Below are 18,323 nucleotides of genomic sequence, written 5' to 3'. Positions count from 1 at the left end.
CCGCTCACTCCGAGCGGCGGCGCCACCGGACCAGTGCGTAGCCCGCTCCCAGCAGCAGCAGGGCCAGCAGCGACGCGCCGGCGAGGTCGGCGCCGGTCCGGGGCAGGAAGCCCGGCCCCGGCGTCGGCGGCACCGGGGCCGCGTCGTACGTGTTGACGACGTCCACGCCCACGTTCGACGTGCCGGCCACGGGGACCTCGAACGCCTCGGACGTCGGCACCCCGGCGGCCGGGTCCGTGGTCGTCGATCCGTCGGGCGCCTCGATCGTCACCGACCGCGCGTCGCCCGCCTCGGTCTCCGCGAGGGTGCAGGTGGCCCCCTGCGGCAGGTCCGCGTAGACGGCCGTCCAGTCCCCGGCGGCGCTCAGCTCACGGTCCGCTCCCCCGGGGACGCCGATCGCGACCTGCTCGCCGTCCACGTCGCGGGTGCAGGCCAGCGTCACCGTGAGCACGTCCTCGACGTGCTCGTCGGCTCCGTCGCCGGCCAGCGTCTTGTCGACCACCACCTGCCCGACGTCGAAGGTGTTGCGGACCTCGAAGGCGGCGGACCCGTCAGCGTCGACCACGACGGGGCCGTCGGCGCCGTCCGCGGCCGTCACCGTCGAGGACGTGGCACCGCCCGTCACCGACTCGGTCACGTCGCACTCCGCACCGAGGGGCAGGCCCGCGAACACGGCCGGCTCCTCCGGCGTGAGAGCGCGTGTCGGCCCGTCCGGGATCTCGATCTCGTCACCGAGGAACGTGCAGGTCGCGGTCGCCTCGAACGGACCGTCGCCCCACAGCCCGGCGCCCGCGCCGTCGGTGACCTTGGTCACCACGAGCTCACCGGCGTCGTAGGTGTTCGTGACCGTGGCGACGGTCGGTTCCACCAGCAACGACGTCTCGTCGACCGTCACCGTCTCGGGATCGATCGCCACCGACGTCGCGCCCGCCGTCATGCTCTCCGTGAAGGTGCACTCGGTGCCGTCGGGCAGGCCGAAGTACACCGCTGGGAACCCCGGGCCGAACATCCGCGAGGGACCGCCCGGGATCGGCACCGGTGCCCCCTCGAAGGAGCACTCGGCCGTGACCTGGTAGGGCATCTCGTCGAACGGGATCGCCGCGAAGTCGAAGTCCGCGAGCTCCTCGAGCGTGGTGGGCAGCTCCGGCAGGTCCGGCATCGGCGGGGCGAACTGCGCCGCGTCACCGTCGACCACCTTCTCGACCAGCACCGGGCTCACCAGGAAGGTGTTCGTCACCGTGATGCCGACCGGCTCATCGCCGCCGGTCACCACGAGCTCGCCGGGCTCGCCATCGTCCACCGTCGTGGAGATCTCCACCCCGGTGGCGCCGAAGTCCTCGGTCTCCGTGACGACGCACTCGGCGCCGACGGGCAGCCCGTCGTAGACGACCGGCGCGCCCGGCTGCAGCTCGCGTGCCGCCCCGCCCGGGATGTCGATCGACGCCCCGTTGAACGTGCAGGCCAGCGAGACCTCGAAGGGTCCGGGCCCGTAGAGCGCGCCGATCCCGGCGAGCTCCTTGTCGACCTGGACCGACCCCAGGTCGAACGTGTTGGTCACTGTGACGCCGACCGGGTCGTCGGCGAGGCTGCCGACCGTCACGGACTCCGGCGCGATCGACGTCTCGGTGGCACCGCCGTCGTCGGTCTCCGTGACCGAGCACTCGGCACCCACCGGCAGGTCGGCGAACGTGACCGACGAGCCGGGCGTGAGGGTCCGCGTGGCGCCGCCCGGGATCTCGATCTCGGCACCGTTGAACGTGCACGCCAGCTCGACCTCGAACGGTCCGGCGCCCCAGGCCTCGGCACCGTCGCCGTCGGTCACCTTGTCGACCACGACCTCACCGAGGTCGAAGGTGTTCGTGACCGTGATCCCGACCGTGGTGTCGCCGGCCGCCGGGACGATCGCCTGTCCCGCCTCGCCGCCCTCGACGGCGGAGGAGATCGTCACGTCGGTGGCGCTGCCGTCGTCGGTCTCGGTGACCGTGCAGACCGCACCGACGGGCAGACCCTCGTAGACGACCGGGGTGCCCGGGGTGATCGTCCGGTCGGCGCCGCCCGGCACCTCGATCTCCTCACCGAGGAACGTGCAGGTCGTCGCGACCTCGAACGGCCCGGTGCCGTAGAGCTCGGCACCGTCGCCGTCGACCACCTTGTCGACGGCGATCTGCCCGACGTCGTAGGTGTTCGTCACGGTGGCGGGGATCGGCGTCAGCGGATCCTCGGTGTCGGTGATCACGACCGTCTCCGGGTCGAACGCCACCGAGGTGGCGCCGCCGGTGTCGGTCTCGGTGATCGTGCACTCGGCACCGGTGGGCAGGCCGAAGTACAGCGCCGGGAACCCGGGACCGAAGCGCCGTGCGTCCCCACCGGGGATCGGCACGTCCTGCCCCTCGAACGTGCACGCGAGGGAGGCCTCGTACGGGAACTCGTCGAACGGCACCGTCGCGAGGTAGGCCTCCAGCTCGACGAGGTACTCGGCCAGCTCCTCCGGTGTCGGGTCAGCGGGAGGGGTGGGAGCGTCCGGGATATCCGGCATCGGCGGTGCGAACTCCGCGCCCTCGCCGTCGACGACCTTCGTGACCGCGAGCGGCGCGGTGTCGAAGGTGTTCGTGACGACGACCTCCACGGCGGTGGGCTCGCCGCCCTCGGCGGGCGGGACGACGACGTCGACGGCGCTGCCGTCCACCGGCGTCCCGCCGTCGACGGTCATGGTCGTCGACGAGGCGCCGAAGTCGTCCGTCTCCGTCACGGTGCACTCCGAGCCGACAGGCAGGCCTTCGTACAGCACGGGGTCACCGGGGACGAGCACCCGCGTCGCGCCGCCCGGCACGTCGACCGGGTCGCCCTCGAACGTGCAGGCGATCTCGACCTCGAACGGTCCGGGCCCGTAGAGGGCCCCGAGACCGGCGAGGTCCTTGTCGACCTGCACCGTGCCGAGGTCGAACGTGTTGGTCGCGGTCACCTCGGTGGTCTCCCCCGCCACCACGGTGACCGGGTTCGGCGTGAGGTCGGACGACGTCGCGCCACCGTCGTCGGTCTCGGTGATCTCGCAGACGGCGCCGGCCGGCAGGTTCTCGATCGTGGCCTCGAGCGGGTCGTCCCCGCCCAGGGTGATCGAGTCGTCGTAGACGGTGCGCGGGTCGGCTCCCCCGTCCCCGTCGTCGTCGTAGGTGCACAGCACGGTGAACTCGAACGGTCCGCCCCCGAAGCCCTCCGCGCCGCTGCCGTCGACGACCTTGAGCAGGTCGATCGCACCGACGTCGTAGGTGTTGGTCAGCGTGACCTCGTTGGTGCCCTCGCCCAGGACGTCGGGCAGGAGCGTCAGGTCGGCCGTGGGGCCGTCGGTGACGACGGGGTCGACCGTCGGGTGGCCGACGGTGACGGTCACCGACGACGCGTTGCCCGTCCCGGTCTCGGTGACGGTGCACTCGGAGTTGACCGGGAGGCCCGTGAACGTCACGGTCTCGCCGTCCTCGATGGTGACCACCATGGGGTCGGCAGGCCCGTAGCCGTCGGCGTACACCGCCTCACCGAGGAAGGTGCACTCGACCGTCGCCTCGAACGGACCGAACGGCACGGGGGTACCGTCCTGGTCGACCGCGTCGGTGACGACCTCCTTGGAGATCTCGATGCTCGACAGGCTGTACACGTTGGTCGCCGTGATGGATGCGGGTTCGCTCCCGGTGTCCGCCGTCTCGGTGTCGATGGTCACGGTCGCCGGAGTCACGATCAGCTCGGACTGACCGTCGCCGCCGTCCTCGGTCAGCGTGCACTCAGCGCCGTACGGCAAGTCCGGGACCACCGTCGGCGTTCCGGGCGTCACGGTGATGGTGATCGGTTCGAGCTCCTCCTCGACCCAGGACCCCACGGCCGACGTGCACTGCACGGTCAGCTCGAACGAGTCCGGCGCGTACTCCGCGCCCTCGCCGGCCACGATCTTGTTCACCTCGAGCGGGCCGGTCGCCGTGGCGACGCCGACCTTGGTGCCCTCGGTCGGCAGCAGGTTGGTCTGGGTGCCGTTCGGCGTGAGGGCCACCCCGGAAGCGGCCGCCGAGTTCCAGGCGATCGACCGGTCGCCGGCCTCCGGCGCCTCCGGCGGCGTGGTGGACGTGGCCTCGAGCGCGATGAACTGACCCGGCTGGAAGAACTCGTCCTCGGGAAAGGTGATGACGTTCTTGATCGCTGTGATGTCCTGCAGGACGCTGTTGGCCAGGTCCGTGGTCAGCGGTGCCCAGCCGGTCTCCGGGTCCTGCGGGCAGATCGGCTCGTCGAGCGGGTCGTTGATGTCGTCCATGCAGTAGTCGTCGACGGTCGTGTAGAAGTACTCGACGGTGCTCCCGGCCGGGGCGTTCACGACCCGTGGGAGCGGGTCGTCGGTGAAGTACGGGCCCCAGGCCGAGTCGCGCGGCGAGTCGGCGAAGGAACCTGTGTCCCCGATCGCCGGGAACCGGTCGTAGATGACGACCTTGTCCAGGGGCAGGTTGCCCACGTTGTCCACCCGGACGCGCCACGTCTGGCTCTCGCCCGGCGGGATGATCGGCGTGCACGGGTAGGCGTAGAAGCCGAACGAGTTCGGCTCGCAGTCCTCGGGCTCGACGTCGCCGGGCTGGTCCGGGTCGACGATCAGGCCCAGCGGGTACTCGTCGTTCGTCGCCTTGACCAGCTTGGACTGGCTGAGTGCTGCCGACGGGATGGTCGTGACGTCGGCGTCCGCCTCGCAGGCGCCCGTCTCGTCGTCGAGGCGTGTGACGCACTCGTCCCACGGGCGGTCCCCCGTGACGCCGGCGGTGTTCTCCAGCACGGTCCCGGCGTCCAACGTGACGCGGAACTGCACCTGGACGGTGATCGTGTACGTCTGGCCGACCTCGAGCACAGTGCCCTCGGGGAACGTGAACCCCAGCGAAGCGATGTCGCCGGACTGGTCCACCGTCACCTCGCCGGGATCGGTCGGCATGGGTGTGCCGTTGGCGGGGTCAGGTGCGGCGCCGTCCAGCGTGTAGGAGAACGGCTGCTCGACGTCGGCGAGCCGGAGCTGGGGTCCGTCGTCGTCCGCCGGCATCGGGTCGTCGATGATCACCGGATCGATGATCGGCCGGTCACCCGTGTTCGTCACCGTGATGTTCATGGGCACGACGGCGTCCGGCGGCTCGGTCCCGCCGGTGACGACGCCGTCGAAGTCCTTGACGATCTCCACGGCGTTGGTGGCGTGCTCGTAGAGCATCGACGCCTCGGCGTCGTCGTCCGCGCTGACGGGCACCGTCTCCCCCGTGTCCGGGTCGATCACGAGGTCGGCACCGGTGGTGCTCCCCTGGACCGTGTTGCTGGCCACGCCCGGCGCCTCCTCGCCCGGCGCCGGAGGATTGGCCTCGAGATCCGGCAGCACCTCGCCGCCGGAGCGCAGGTCGTCCCGGCGCAGGATCTGGATCGGCACCGGCTGGGTCGGGGTGGCGGGGTTCTCCCAGACGGACCCGTCGGTGCGGGTGAAGGTGAACCGCAGGCCCTGCACGTCCTCCGGTGCCACGCCCGCGGGCAGGTCGAAGGTTCCGGAGACGTCGTCGTCGACGACCCAGTCGCCCCCGGCACGCGTCACCGGGTCCGGCGAGCCCGGGTTGCCGGAGAACACCCCGCCGACGAACGCGTCGACCTGGACCTGCTGGATCGGGGTGACCAGCGCTGCGCTCGGGTCGAAACCGACGAAGTCGTACTGGTTCCAGAACTGGGGGTCGTCGTCGACGAGCACCATCTCGACGCTGCGCGACGGCCCGAGCGGCTGCCCGGTGAGCGTCATGACCACCGGTTCCTCGGACTGGTTCGCGCCGTGGAACGGCTCGACCACGGTGTCCGGGTCGAACGACTTGCCGACCTCGAGATCGATGGACGCCGTCTGCAGCGTCATGTCCGCGTCGTCGTAGGCCTGCCGGACGTCGTCGTCGGTGCCGCCCGGGTCGTTGATCGTCGCGACCGCACCGTCCGGCACGGGGTTCTGCGTGACGATCGTCCCCTGCTCGTCGAGCAGCGTCTCACCGGAGTACCGGTCCGTCTCCCGGAGCCGCAACGTGAGGTCCATCGACCCCGTGGCACCCGGCTCGACGAGCCCGTCGTAGGAGACCTCGATGCCGACCACGTCGACGAGGTCGGTCGCGCCGAGCTCCTCGGCGCCGGCCTCGTCGAACTGCGCGGTGGTCCCGTCGTCGTACGTCAGCGTCACGGTGGTGGACGTCGCCCCGTCCGGCGGAACGAGATCGATGCCGGTCAGGTCGAACACGTCGAAGGGCGCCGTGCCCTCGGCCGTCTGCACCGCGCCGGAGTCGGGCGCTCCGGGCTCGACCAGGCGGAGCTGGTCCACCTTGGCGTTCGAGGCGTTGGTGCCCGTGATCGTCACGGTGGTCGACGGGTAGAACTGGGTCGGGGTGCCGGGCGGCGGCACGGAGATCGGCCCGCCGGTCCAGTCCTTGGCGACGGTCACGTTGAGGGGCTGGTCGATGATGAGCACGTCGTCGTCGTCGGTGTCCGTGTACTCGTCACCGTCGAACGTCGCCGTGCCGCGGGCGGTGTCGTTCACCAGGCCCGGGTCGGTCGTGTTGTAGATCGTGCCGTTCGTGGAGCCGAGCGCCGGCGAACCGTCGGAGCGCTTGTCGTCCCGCACGTCGAAGGTCAGGTCCAGATGGCGGCCGTCGGCCTGCGTGGACCGGGCGACGCCGTCGCCCGCGGCCGGCGCGGTCGGGTCGGCGGGCGTGGCGCTGCGCGAGGGCGACTCGGTGTAGACCACGCGCGCCGAGACGGTCGACTCCTGCTCGGCGGCCGTGAGGGCCACGGCCGGCATACCGCCGTCGCACGGAGTGCTGACCGTGCAGGTGGAGTTGGTGGCCTGCACCCAGGCCGTCCCGTCGTACAGCTCGACGCCGACGATGGCGTCGTACTGGATCAGCGGGTCGACCGACCCGTCGATCGCTTCGATCCGTACGAGGTCGAAGGCGTCGTAGAAGGAGTCGGCGATCGCCGTCGTCTCCGGGTCGGCGATGTCGGAGATGACCATCGGGTCCACACCGGAGAACCCGTTGGTCGACCAGGTGATCTGCGCGGTCACCTGGTCGTCGGAGCGGGCCAGCACGCTCACCGGCTGCTCACCGAGGAAGTCCTTAGCGATGAAGTCCAGGTTGCCCGGTCCCGGGTCCACCGGGAACGGGTCGACGGTGTCGCAACCCACGGCCGGATCCGTGGGTGCCACCGTGCCGGACGACCCGCTGGAGGAGCCGCAGTTCTCGATCGGGTCGTCACGGTCCGCCGGGCCGGTGTACTCCGCGACGAAGTTGGGCTGGAAGCTGGTGCCGGGCGGGAAGCCGTCGCCCGTGGAGTCGTAGACGAACTGCACGCCCTGGGCGTCGGCCGGCAGGTCGCAGCTCACCGTGTCGGGTCCCGTGTAGGGACCGCAGTCGGGTGCCGGGACCCACTCCGAGCCGTTCCAGTAGTTGATGGTCAGCGTGGAGTCGGCCGGCACGTCCGTGGACCGGACGGCCGTCGGGACGAAGTTGTCGGAGAAGTCGTCCGGGTTCGCGGGATCGATCGGGTCCTGGACGACGATCTGATCGGCGTTCGTGGTCGAACCCTCCGGGCCGAAGGGCAGGAGCTGCGTCGGGAGCTGGACGATGACCGCCTGGCCGGGGACGGCAGGGAAGGTCGACGGCGAGATGAGCTTGTCCGTCTCGGTCGCCAGCCGGTCGGTCAGCGTGACCAGGTCGGCCGACGCCGTGTCCTCGGCGTTCGGGATGTCCGCGGCGATCTCGTTGGGGTGCGTGACGTCCTCGACGTCCTGGTCGGGGTCGGTGTCCACGGTGAACGGGATGGTGGCCTGCCCACCGGTGACGATGTCTCCGGTGTAGGTGACGGAGAACCCGACGACCTCGCACCCGTCGGGCGGGTCGGGCAGAGTGTCGGGGGCCGTCGCGTCGATCGCGTCGGTCGTGGTGCCGTCCGCACACGTGAACGTCACGGACGCGGCGTCGGCGTCAGCAGGCCAGGCCACCCCGGCGCCGGCACCGTCCGTGCCCCACCCGGTGAAGGTGATCGGGTCGTCGCCCTCGAACGGGCTGGGGGTACCCGGCGCCGGCTCGGTGATGGTCATGGTGTCGACCGGGGTGCCGGTGTTGGTCCCGCCGATCGTGACGGTCGTCGGGTCACCGGCGCTCACCGTCGCCGGGTCGAAGCTCTTGGACGCCTCCACGCTGTTGTTCGGCGGTGTGATCACGTAGTCGTCCGCGGCCGTCGTCGGATCCGACTCGCCCTCAGGGTGGGTCACGTAGGACGACGTGTCGTTGGTGACCGTGGTCGTGTCGGTGAGCTCGGTGACCGCTTCGCTCTGCTGGACGGCGATCGGGACGGTCGCGGTCGCGTCCTGTGCGATCTCACCGGAGAAGACGACGGTGAAGCCCTCGACGACGCAGCCGGCGGGCGGGTCGGGCAGCGTGTCCGTGGTGGTGGTGCTCTCCGTCGGGCTCGTCCCGTCGGCACAGGTGAACGTCACGTCCGCGGACGTCGCCCCGGCAGGCCACGAGACGTCGCCCCAACCGGTGAACTCCAGGTACGTGAAGGGGTTCGGTTCGGCGGCGGGGTCCACCGGGTCCTGGATGACCAGGGTCTCGACCGTGTCGTTCGAGGCGTTGGAGCCGCCGATCGTCATCGTCGCGGCCGTCCCGGGCGCGGCGAGCGCACCCTCGGGTTCGATCTCCTTGGTGGTGACCGAGTCGAGGACCAGCGGGACGACGATGTCGATGTCGTCGGTGGCCTGCGCCTCGTCCGCGTTGTCCGAGACGACCGATGCGGTGTTCGTGAGGCTCGTCGTCCCGTAGGGGATGTCCGCGTCGACCTCCGCCGTGACGAGGATCTGCACCTGCCCGCCGTTGGGCACGCTGTCCGCGGTGTAGGTGACCGTGTTGTTCTCGGTGTCGGGGTCGAGGGCGGGGTTCGTCGCTCCGCCCCCGCTCTGGATGGAGGCGCTGACCAGGTTCACGCCGTCTGGCAGTGGATCCGTCAGGGTCGTCGGGACGCACGGGTCGGCGTTCGGGTCGGAGCACGAGACCGACACGACCCACTGCACCTGTTCGCCCGGCTCGTACGGCCCGGTCGACAGCTCCTGCTTCTGGATACCCCATGTCGCCGCCGCCGCCGTCGTCGCCGGCACCGCCACCATGGGCAGCGCCAGCGCGAACACGCCCAGTACCGACCACCCCCGGCGGCCCCTCGTGCGTCGCCGTCCCGCCCTCGTCCGCGTCGTCGTGCTGCGACCGTCACCCATCAAGGCCTCCACCCTGGAGCGAGCCGCAGGCCCGCCATGTGCGCACTGTCACAGCGACACTCCCAAAGTTTCACGACATCCGCGCGACCAGGTCGGGCATTCCGGACGTGGCCCCCAAAGCGGTTCGCGCACCATGCTCCGTCGCTCACCGGTGCGGAACGGCTCGCCCCCTTGCCGGGCAGGCGCGCACACGGCAGTCTGGTGTGACGCACCTCACGACGACGTGGGGTGGCGCGCCGAGGAGGTGCCCGATGACGTCCACCGAGCTTGCCGATCTCCGCCGTGCGATCGAGCAGCTGCGCCACACCGTCGTGGAGCTGCACCACGCCTTCGGTGACGTGCCCGCGGTGCGCCGGCTACGGAACGACCTGGAACGGCTCGAGATCGATGCCGGCGAGCTGCTCTCGGCGCCGCCGAGCCGGGCCGACTCCCTCGCCGAGCACGTCGTCGTCCCCGACACCCCGCTGGACGAGTCGATGTGGAGCGGTGCCGACGACGAAGGGGTCGGCGGCTACCACGGCGACCGGCCGTGACGGCGACCGCACGAGGGGTCGACGCGCCCGGGCGCGCCGGGATCGATGCGCGGACGCTGCGCACCGACCGGTGGTGGCTCCCCCCGGCGGCCACCACCGTCGGTCTGCTCGCCTTCGTCGTGTACGGCGGCGTGCGGGCGTTCCAGCAGCAGTACTTCTTCGCCGACGAGCGATACCTCACACCGTTCTACTCGCCGTGCGTGTCGCTGGGGTGCGCCGCGGAGCCCGGGGCGGCGCACTTCGGGATGTTCCTGCCGGACCACCCGCTCATCCCCTACGCCGCGCTGAGCCTGCCGTTCCTGCTGCTGTTCCGCCTGACCTGCTACTACTACCGCAAGGCGTACTACCGGTCGTTCTGGCTCTCCCCCGCCGCGTGCGCGGTCCCCGAACCCCACGCGCAGTACACGGGCGAGACCCGCTTCCCGCTCATCATGCAGAACGCCCACCGGTACTTCTTCTACCTCGCGGCCGTGATCGCGCTCATCAACACCTACGACGCGCTCCTCGCGTTCCGGCACCCCACGGACGGGTTCGTCGTCGGCGTCGGCAACCTCGTGCTGCTCGTGAACGTGGCGCTCCTGTGGGGCTACACGCTCTCGTGCCACTCGTGCCGGCACGTCATGGGTGGCCGGCTGACGCACTTCTCGAAGCACCCCGTGCGGTACCGCCTCTGGACCTGGGTGTCCCGCCTCAACACGCGGCACATGTTCTTCGCCTGGATCACGCTCGGCACGCTGGTGGCCACCGACCTGTACGTGATGCTCGTGGCGCGCGGGACGATCACCGACCTGCGGATCGTCGGGTAGGAAGCACCCGGAGAGGAGACGTTCGTTGACCGAGACCGAGCGCCACGACTACGACGTCCTCGTCATCGGTGCCGGCGGCGCCGGCCTGCGCGCCGCGATCGAGGCGCGCGAACGCGGGATGCGTACCGCCGTCGTCTGCAAGTCCCTCTTCGGCAAGGCGCACACCGTGATGGCGGAGGGTGGGTGCGCCGCCGCGATGGGCAACGTCAACGCGAACGACTCGTGGCAGGTCCACTACCGCGACACGATGCGCGGCGGGAAGTTCCTCAACAGCTGGCGGATGGCGGAGCTGCACGCCAAGGAGGCACCCGACCGCGTCTGGGAGCTCGAGACCTACGGCGCCCTGTTCGACCGCACGGCGGACGGACGGATCCACCAGCGCAACTTCGGCGGCCACACCTACCCCCGGCTCGCGCACGTCGGCGACAGGACCGGCCTCGAGCTCATCCGCAGCCTCCAGCAGCGCATCGTCGCACTGCAGCAGGAGGACCACGCCGCCACCGGCGACTACGAGGCGCGTCTGCGCGTCTTCGCCGAGTGCACGGTCACCGAGCTCCTGACCGACGACGACGGCGCGATCGCCGGGGCGTTCGGCTACTGGCGGGAGTCGGGACGGTTCGTCGAGATCGCGGCGCCCGCCGTCGTCCTCGCCACCGGCGGGATCGGTAAGTCGTTCCAGGTGACGTCGAACTCGTGGGAGTACACCGGCGACGGGCACGCGCTGGCGCTGCGTGCCGGGGCACGCCTCGTCGACATGGAGTTCGTCCAGTTCCACCCGACGGGCATGGTCTGGCCGCCCAGCGTCAAGGGCATCCTCGTGACCGAGGGGGTGCGGGGCGACGGCGGCGTGCTGAAGAACTCCGACGGCGAGCGGTTCATGTTCCGCTACGTCCCCGACGTGTTCACCGGACAGTACGCCGAGACCGAGGAGGAGGCCGACCGCTGGTACGACGACCAGGAGAACAACCGCCGCACCCCGGACCTCCTGCCCCGCGACGAGGTCGCCCGCGCGATCAACACGGAGGTCAAGGAGGGGCGCGGCTCCCCGCACGGCGGCGTCTACCTCGACATCGCCAGCCGCATGCCGGCCGAGGAGATCAAGCGCCGCCTGCCCTCGATGTACCACCAGTTCAAGGAGCTGGCCGACGTCGACATCACGGCCGAACCCATGGAGGTGGGGCCGACCTGCCACTACGTGATGGGCGGCATCGAGGTGGACCCGGACACCGGCCGGTCCAGCGTCCCCGGGCTGTTCGCGGCCGGCGAGTGCGCCAGCGGGATGCACGGATCCAACCGGCTCGGCGGCAACTCGTTGTCCGACCTGCTGGTCTTCGGGCGCCGCGCCGGCCTCGGCGCGGCCCAGCACGTCGCGGGCCTCGAGCGCCGTCCGGTCGTGCGCGAGGAGGCCGTCCGGCGAGCCGCAGCGACGGCGGTCGCGCCGTTCGAGCCCTCGTCCGGCGGCACGAGCGAGAACCCGTACACGCTGCAGACGGACCTGCAGCAGATGATGAACGACCTCGTCGGCATCATCCGCACGCACGCCGAGATGATGGAGGCGCTGGACCGCCTCGACGCGCTGCGCGATCGCGTGCGCGACGTCGTCGTCGAGGGGCACCGCCAGTACAACCCGGGTTGGCACCTCGCCCTGGACCTGCGCAACATGCTCCTGGTCGGCGAGGCCGTGGCGACGTCGGCGCTGCTGCGCACCGAGAGCCGTGGCGGCCACACCCGCGACGACTACCCCGACCTCGACGCCACGTGGCGCCGCCGCGTGCTGGTGACCCACCTCCGCGACGACGACGACGGCGGAGCGAGCGATCCCGTGGTCCCCCGCGTCGTCGTCGAACCCGCCGAGCGCGCGCCGATGCGCGACGACCTGCTGGCGCTCTTCGAGCTCGCGGAGCTGGAGAAGTACTACACGCCGGACGAGCTGGCGGCGCACCCCGGGCGCGACAGGGGCGCGGCATGAGCGCGAGGAGCACAGCATGACGTACACGGGCCGGTTCCGGGTCTGGCGCGGCGACGCCGACGGCGGCTCGCTCCACGACCACGAGGTCGAGGTCAACGAGGGCGAGGTGGTCCTCGACATCCTGCACCGCCTGCAGGCGACGCAGACGCCGGACCTCGCCGTGCGCTGGAACTGTAAGGCGGGCAAGTGCGGGTCGTGCTCCGCGGAGATCGACGGGCGGCCTCGGCTGCTCTGCATGACGCGGATGTCCGTGTTCGCGCCGGACCACGTCGTGACGGTGACTCCCCTGCGGACCTTCCCCGTGGTCCGCGACCTCGTGACGGACGTGTCGTTCAACTACGCCAAGGCACGCGAGGTCACGGCGTTCACCCCACCGGCCGGGCTGGCGCCCGGCGAGTACCGCATGCAGCAGGTCGACGTCGAGCGCTCCCAGGAGTTCCGCAAGTGCATCGAGTGCTTCCTGTGCCAGGACACGTGCCACGTGGTCCGTGACCACGAGGAGAACAAGGAATCGTTCGCCGGGCCCCGGTACCTGCTGCGCGTCGCCGAGCTGGAGATGCACCCGCTCGACGTCGCGGACCGGGTGGACGCCGCCCAGGACGAGCACGGACTCGGCCGGTGCAACATCACCAAGTGCTGCACCGAGGTGTGCCCCGAGGGCATCAAGATCACCGACAACGCCCTGATCCCGATGAAGGAGCGCGTCGCGGACCGCCGGTACGACCCCCTCGCGTGGCTGGGGCGGACGATCTCGCGCCGTCGCTGAGGACTGCCCGATGCACGCGAAGAGGCCCTCGACCGGCGTCTCCGCCGGTCAAGGGCCTCTGCTCGGTGTGGGCGATACGGGGTTCGACCCGTGACGTCTTCGGTGTGATGGCACGTTGTCGCCCGGTCGACCCGTGGTCAGGAGTGCCGAGCGAGGAACCGGCGCATCAGGGGCGCCACCTGGTCGAGCGCGCTCTCGAGCAGGAAGTGTCCGCCGTCGAGCAGGTGGATCTCCGGGTCGTGGGCGTGTTGGCGGAACGCTTCGGCGCCCGCGGGGCCGAAGATCTCGTCGTTCTTGCCCCAGACGGCGAGCACCGGCACACGGGAGTCCCGCAGGTACTCGTGGAGGTCCGGGTAGAGCCGGACGTTGGTGACGTAGTCCCGGAAGAGCGCGAGCTGGGCCTGGTCGTTGCCGGGCCGTGCGACGAGTGCGGCGTCGTGCCGCCAGGTGTCCGGGCTCACGACGGCCGGATCGGGAACGCCGTGGGTGTACTGCCACCGGATCGCATCCTCGCCGAGCGCCGGGCGCAGCGCGGCCTCGGTCTCTGCGTGGGGATCGGCGGCGTACGCCCACACGCTCGCCCAGAACTCGTCGACGAAGCCCTCTTCGTAGGCGTTGCCGTTCTGGCTGACGATGGCCCAGACCCGGTCGGGATCCTCGAGCGCAAGGCGCCACCCGATCGGTGCCCCGTAGTCCTGGACGTAGATCGCGTACCGGTCGACGCCGAGCGCCTCGAGGAGCTTCGAGGTGTGCGCGGCCAGAGCGTCGAAGGTGTACCGGAACTCGTCCGCCGCCGGAGCGTCGGAGAGACCGAACCCGATGTGGTCCGGCGCGATCACGTGGAAGTCGTCGGCCAGCTCGGGGATGAGGTGGCGGAACATGAACGAGCTGGTGGGGTAGCCGTGCAGCAGCACGACGGTGGGAGCGTCGGGGTCGCCTGCCTCACGGTAGAAGACGTTCAGACCCTCGACCTCCACGAAGCGGTGGTAGGTGTTCACCACGCTGCCCTCCTGTCTAAAATGGTTTCGGTGGTTAGGTCAGTAGATCACGGAGCACCTAACCTGTCAACGAACATATGGGAGTTAGACACGATGGCTACCGACGACCACGGCGGCGCACTGCTCGCGCTGCTGAACTCCACGCCCGTCGAGGGTGGCGCCCCGACGGACCTCCTGTCCGACCCGGCCCACGCAGCAGACCTCGCGCGCCGCTTCGGCGGAGAGGGAACGACGAGCGAGGTGCGCGAGCTGGTCCGCGCCCGGGACGGTCTGCAGGTCGCCGCCCGCACCGGCACGGTCGGGGCCGAGCTGGACCAGATCCTTCGAGACGTCGAACAGGAGCCGTTGCCCCTCACCCCTCGCGGCTTGCGCTGGCAGCTCGCCGGCCCTGCTGCGAAGCTGCCGGCGGCGCGCGCGGTCATCGCCTGGGCCGAGGTCGCCGCCGAGCAGCCCGGCAGGCTCCGCCCGTGCGAGAACCCCGACTGCCGGAAGTTCCTCATCGACCGCTCCAAGGGCAACACCGCACGGTGGTGCTCCATGGCCACCTGCGGCAACCGCATGAAGGCGCGGCGTCACTACTCGCGGCAGCAGAGCCCGTCCGAGACCGGGCGCGCGTGACCGGGACTCCCCGCCCGCCCACGCCTCCTCGCTCGGCGAGAGCCGGAGGTTGAGGGCGCCCTCGCCCCGTCGCCGTCCCGCTCAGTCACTCATCGGCGGGCACGTCGACGACCGCCTTCCCGTGCAACGAGCCGGAGTGCAGCCGCTCGATCACCTCCGCAACTCGGGTCCATGGCCCGCGCCACGCGATCGACGGGCGAAGACGCCCCTCGACCAGGCGTGCACTGAGCCATGCGAGGTCGGGCGCGAGGGGCGAGCCGTCGAGCTGATGGAACGTGACGATGCTGCGGTTGTGTCGAGACGGATCGGCGATGAGCGTGCCCACCGGGAACACCTCCGGCTGCGACGTGACATGGCCGAGCGCGACGAGCACGCCATCGCGTCCGAGCCGGTCGAACGCCTGCACCAGCAGGTCGCCGCCGACGCAGTCGATCACGCCGTGCACCTCGCCGCGATGCTGCCCCGGGGAGGCCACCACGTCCGAGGCGCCGAGGCACCGCAGCTCAGCCCCGTACCGGTCGGGTGAGGTGGTGACGGCAACCACGGTGGCACCGCCGAGATACGCGAGCTGCACGGCGTACCGCCCGACTCCTCCCGTCGCTCCCGTCACCATGACCGTGCGCCCGAGGATCGGGCCGATCCGCCGCAGCGCACGCAGGGCGCTGTTGGCGGCGACGGGAAGGGTGCTCATCTCGCCGAGATCAGCAGCCTCAGGAACCACGCCCAGCATGGCGGTGTCCACCGCGCGATACTCAGCCCAGCCTCCTGCCTCACCCAGGCTGATGACCGGAGTTCCGACACCGGGGCCGGAACCGTCCGCGGCGGCCTGGGCGACGTATCCGGCCGCCTCCCAGCCCGGCACTGCCCCGTCGGGCAACGACTGCGCGGTAGCGATGTCTCCGTAGTTGATCGTGAACGCCGCAACACGCACGACTGCCTCCGACGCACGCGGTTGCGGTGGCGGGGCCTCTGCGAGACGGATCCCCACGGGGTGTGCAGAGTCGACGACGATCGCGCGCATGCTGTCTCCTTAAGTGTCTCTGGGTGCCACATGATACTGAGGGGCAGTCCTGTACCGTCTGTCGCATGCTGAGGTACGAGGTGGCCGACGACGTCGCGGCAGGACTGCGGGAGCGCAAGAAGCGCGCCACCCGACGCGCTCTCGTCGTCGCGGCGCTGGAGTCGTTCACGCGGGAGGAGCCCGACCACGTCACGATCGACGACCTGTGTGCCCAGGCGGACGTGTCCAAACGCACGTTCTTCCGGTACTTCTCGAGCAAGCAAGACGCCGCGATGACGCCCCTGAAGGACATGTGGCGTGCGTTCGCGCGACGACTGGCCGAGGAGCCCATGCCGGGGGACGCAGACACCCCGCTTCTGCTGTCGCTGAGCGATGTCCTCGCCGCGGCCATCAGGGAACAGGAGCGGGCCGACGGCGAGTGGACACGGTTCACGCGGGCAGCGCTGCTGCTCGACCGGACCCATTCCTCCTTCGCCGCACACAACCTGCAGTTCTGCGACCACACCGTCGCGGAGGTGTTGGCGATCCTGAGTCCTGCGCCCGGCGCGACCGCCGACGAGGAGCGGCTGGTGCTGCTGCTGGACATGCTGGTGGTCGCGTCACGCAGTGCACAGCGTGCCTGGCTGCCCCGCACCGGGCCGACAGCTGACGCGGACGGCCTCATCGACCTGGTGCGGCAGCGGGTATCCATTCTTCCTGACAGCCTTCGGCTGACGACGAGTTCGGTGAGACCAGGCAGCGCCCGACGGGCTCCAGTCCGGAGGGATGCGCCGCCGTGACTCGCGCGACCGGTCATCGCCTGAGCGACGGGACGACGGCTCACCACGGACCGTCCACAGGACCTCGTCGAGTCGAGCCGTTCGCGCCCGGGCCCACGAGCCGCATCCACTCTTCGCGGCTCCTACCGGGTCAGCACTCCCTGCACCGCATCGACCACGGTATGGAAGACCGGGTCGGGGGCTACCTCGGCCGTGTGGCGAACAGCCCCCCTCCACGCCGTCAGCAGGTCCTCCCCCGCTGTGGTCCTCCCCATCAGCTCGTCAGCGAAGGCACGAATCGCGCGCCCCGTCGCAGTGTCGTCACGTCCCGCTGCCGCACCCGCCGCCCAGACACCCCGCACGACAAGATTCTGGTCCGCCTCGGCGTCGACGTCGCACGTCTCGCTGAATGCCTTCAGCCCAACCTTCCACGACGTGCTCTCGCCCTCGACGGCGTACGGGTACCAAGCGCGGGCAGCGGCGCGCAGCGCTAACGCCGCGCCAGCCCCGATCTCGTCGGCGACGCGAGCCGCGTCGGCGGCAGCCCTTGCGCCGGCTCGCAGCGAGACGAACGTCGCGTCGTCCGGTGCATCGGCGCACTCTCCCGCCGCTGCGATCGCTTCGTACGCAGCGCGCACACAGCCCGCCTCGAGCAGCAGGGGCTCCGGCATGTCTGCAGCCCGTGCCATGTCCGCTCCGAAGGCATCGCGACCGAGGGCGTCCGGGTCGATTCCGCGTGCGAGCTGGTGGGCGAGCGCCCGCGCGCTACCTGGCTCAGTACTCATGTCGCCTCCTACCGTTGGTGCCGCGACGTGCCCACGGTGCCGAGTCACCACCGCCACCCTGTGGACTGGAGTGGCGCTCGAAGGCGCCCGTCTCCGCGCCTCCAGGAAAGGCCCTGTTCTCACCACACAGTCAAGGTCCCGCCATCTGCAAGCGCTGGTCTCGGAGCCATAGCCGCACGGTCGCCTCGGAACCGACGAATCCCACTGCGCCGGCCATCCGGCCAGGCGGGCGGACACCGGCCCGCTCCGAGGCGGCCTCCCACACGAAGAAGCCGTCGACCTTCCCGCCTGCGGTCTGCTCGACACCGGTGGCCGACGGATCCGCGGCGGCCGTCCCCAGCACGGCCATGAAGCTGTACGGAACACCAAGCGTCAGGACGGCCGAGTGACAACTTCGGAACGCCCCCGACCGCTGCTGACAGCATCAACTGCCTCACCGGACCGATCGCGAGCTCCGCACCAGCCGAACGCGACTACAGGAACGTCGTCGAACGAGCAGCGTTCGCGCACTTCAGGCCCTGATTCCACCCTAGGGCGCCGAGGGATGCCGGCCCTCGCCCCTCGCGACCTGTCACCCTGGAAGCCCGTCGAACCCGACGGTGGACTCCCCTCAACCGGCCGCCGGCCGAGGCGCAAACCAGCAACGCTCTGCCCTGCAAAGCGAAAGGCCCCCTGGCCAGAAGGCAGGTTCTAACGGTCCCCGCAACACCCTGATTTTCTGGGGGTTGCGGGGACCGTGTCGTTTCGGGACGGGCGTGGGGCGCTCAAGGAGAGGTT

At 70.7% G+C, this 18,323-nt stretch carries 10 protein-coding genes; 6 read left to right on the top strand and 4 right to left on the bottom strand.

Features of this window, described 5'->3' with window-relative positions; genetic code table 11:
* Positions 1–4: 4 nt before the first annotated feature.
* Complete coding sequence (locus BCL65_RS18460) at positions 5–9,208, bottom strand: DUF5979 domain-containing protein (RefSeq protein WP_106269111.1); 9,204 nt, start codon at positions 9,206–9,208, stop codon at positions 5–7.
* Between the two features lie 335 nt (positions 9,209–9,543).
* Here BCL65_RS18460 and BCL65_RS14100 point away from each other — a divergent pair, with 335 nt between their 5' ends.
* From BCL65_RS14100 to BCL65_RS14085, 4 genes are read left to right on the top strand one after another with little or no spacing between them, the layout of a single operon-like run.
* Positions 9,544–9,825, top strand: coding sequence for a hypothetical protein (locus tag BCL65_RS14100; RefSeq protein ID WP_106269109.1), 282 nt, complete (start codon positions 9,544–9,546; stop codon positions 9,823–9,825).
* The gene (locus tag BCL65_RS14095) at positions 9,822–10,631 is read left to right on the top strand and encodes a hypothetical protein (RefSeq protein ID WP_106269107.1); all 810 of its coding nucleotides are present in this window, start codon (positions 9,822–9,824) and stop codon (positions 10,629–10,631) included. Before BCL65_RS14100 ends, BCL65_RS14095 begins: the two co-directional genes overlap by 4 nt.
* Before the next feature lie 25 nt (positions 10,632–10,656).
* Complete coding sequence (locus BCL65_RS14090; protein ID WP_106269105.1) at positions 10,657–12,600, top strand: fumarate reductase/succinate dehydrogenase flavoprotein subunit; 1,944 nt, start codon at positions 10,657–10,659, stop codon at positions 12,598–12,600.
* 16 nt (positions 12,601–12,616) lie between these two features.
* Positions 12,617–13,366, top strand: coding sequence for a succinate dehydrogenase/fumarate reductase iron-sulfur subunit (locus BCL65_RS14085; protein WP_106269104.1), 750 nt, complete (start codon positions 12,617–12,619; stop codon positions 13,364–13,366).
* Positions 13,367–13,503: 137 nt separating this feature from the next.
* Here the strand turns inward: BCL65_RS14085 and BCL65_RS14080 are convergent, their stop codons facing one another.
* Positions 13,504–14,367, bottom strand: coding sequence for an alpha/beta fold hydrolase (locus BCL65_RS14080; RefSeq protein WP_106269102.1), 864 nt, complete (start codon positions 14,365–14,367; stop codon positions 13,504–13,506).
* 90 nt (positions 14,368–14,457) lie between these two features.
* Here BCL65_RS14080 and BCL65_RS14075 point away from each other — a divergent pair, with 90 nt between their 5' ends.
* The gene (locus BCL65_RS14075; RefSeq protein ID WP_106269100.1) at positions 14,458–14,982 is read left to right on the top strand and encodes a CGNR zinc finger domain-containing protein; all 525 of its coding nucleotides are present in this window, start codon (positions 14,458–14,460) and stop codon (positions 14,980–14,982) included.
* Positions 14,983–15,067: 85 nt separating this feature from the next.
* Here BCL65_RS14075 and BCL65_RS14070 read toward each other — a convergent pair whose 3' ends face one another.
* A complete protein-coding gene (locus BCL65_RS14070) occupies positions 15,068–16,003 on the bottom strand; it encodes a zinc-binding dehydrogenase (protein ID WP_106269098.1) in 936 nt (311 codons plus the stop codon).
* Positions 16,004–16,083: 80 nt separating this feature from the next.
* On the opposite strand from BCL65_RS14070, the gene BCL65_RS14065 reads away from it, so the two are divergent.
* The gene (locus BCL65_RS14065; RefSeq protein ID WP_207767736.1) at positions 16,084–16,782 is read left to right on the top strand and encodes a TetR/AcrR family transcriptional regulator; all 699 of its coding nucleotides are present in this window, start codon (positions 16,084–16,086) and stop codon (positions 16,780–16,782) included.
* Between the two features lie 122 nt (positions 16,783–16,904).
* Here the strand turns inward: BCL65_RS14065 and BCL65_RS14060 are convergent, their stop codons facing one another.
* Complete coding sequence (locus tag BCL65_RS14060; protein WP_106269094.1) at positions 16,905–17,546, bottom strand: hypothetical protein; 642 nt, start codon at positions 17,544–17,546, stop codon at positions 16,905–16,907.
* Positions 17,547–18,323 lie beyond the last annotated feature (777 nt).

The sequence above is a fragment of the Isoptericola halotolerans genome (assembly GCF_003003075.1).
Classification (GTDB): Bacteria; Actinomycetota; Actinomycetes; order Actinomycetales; family Cellulomonadaceae; genus Isoptericola; species Isoptericola halotolerans_A.
This window is presented reverse-complemented; position numbering and strand designations above follow the sequence as displayed.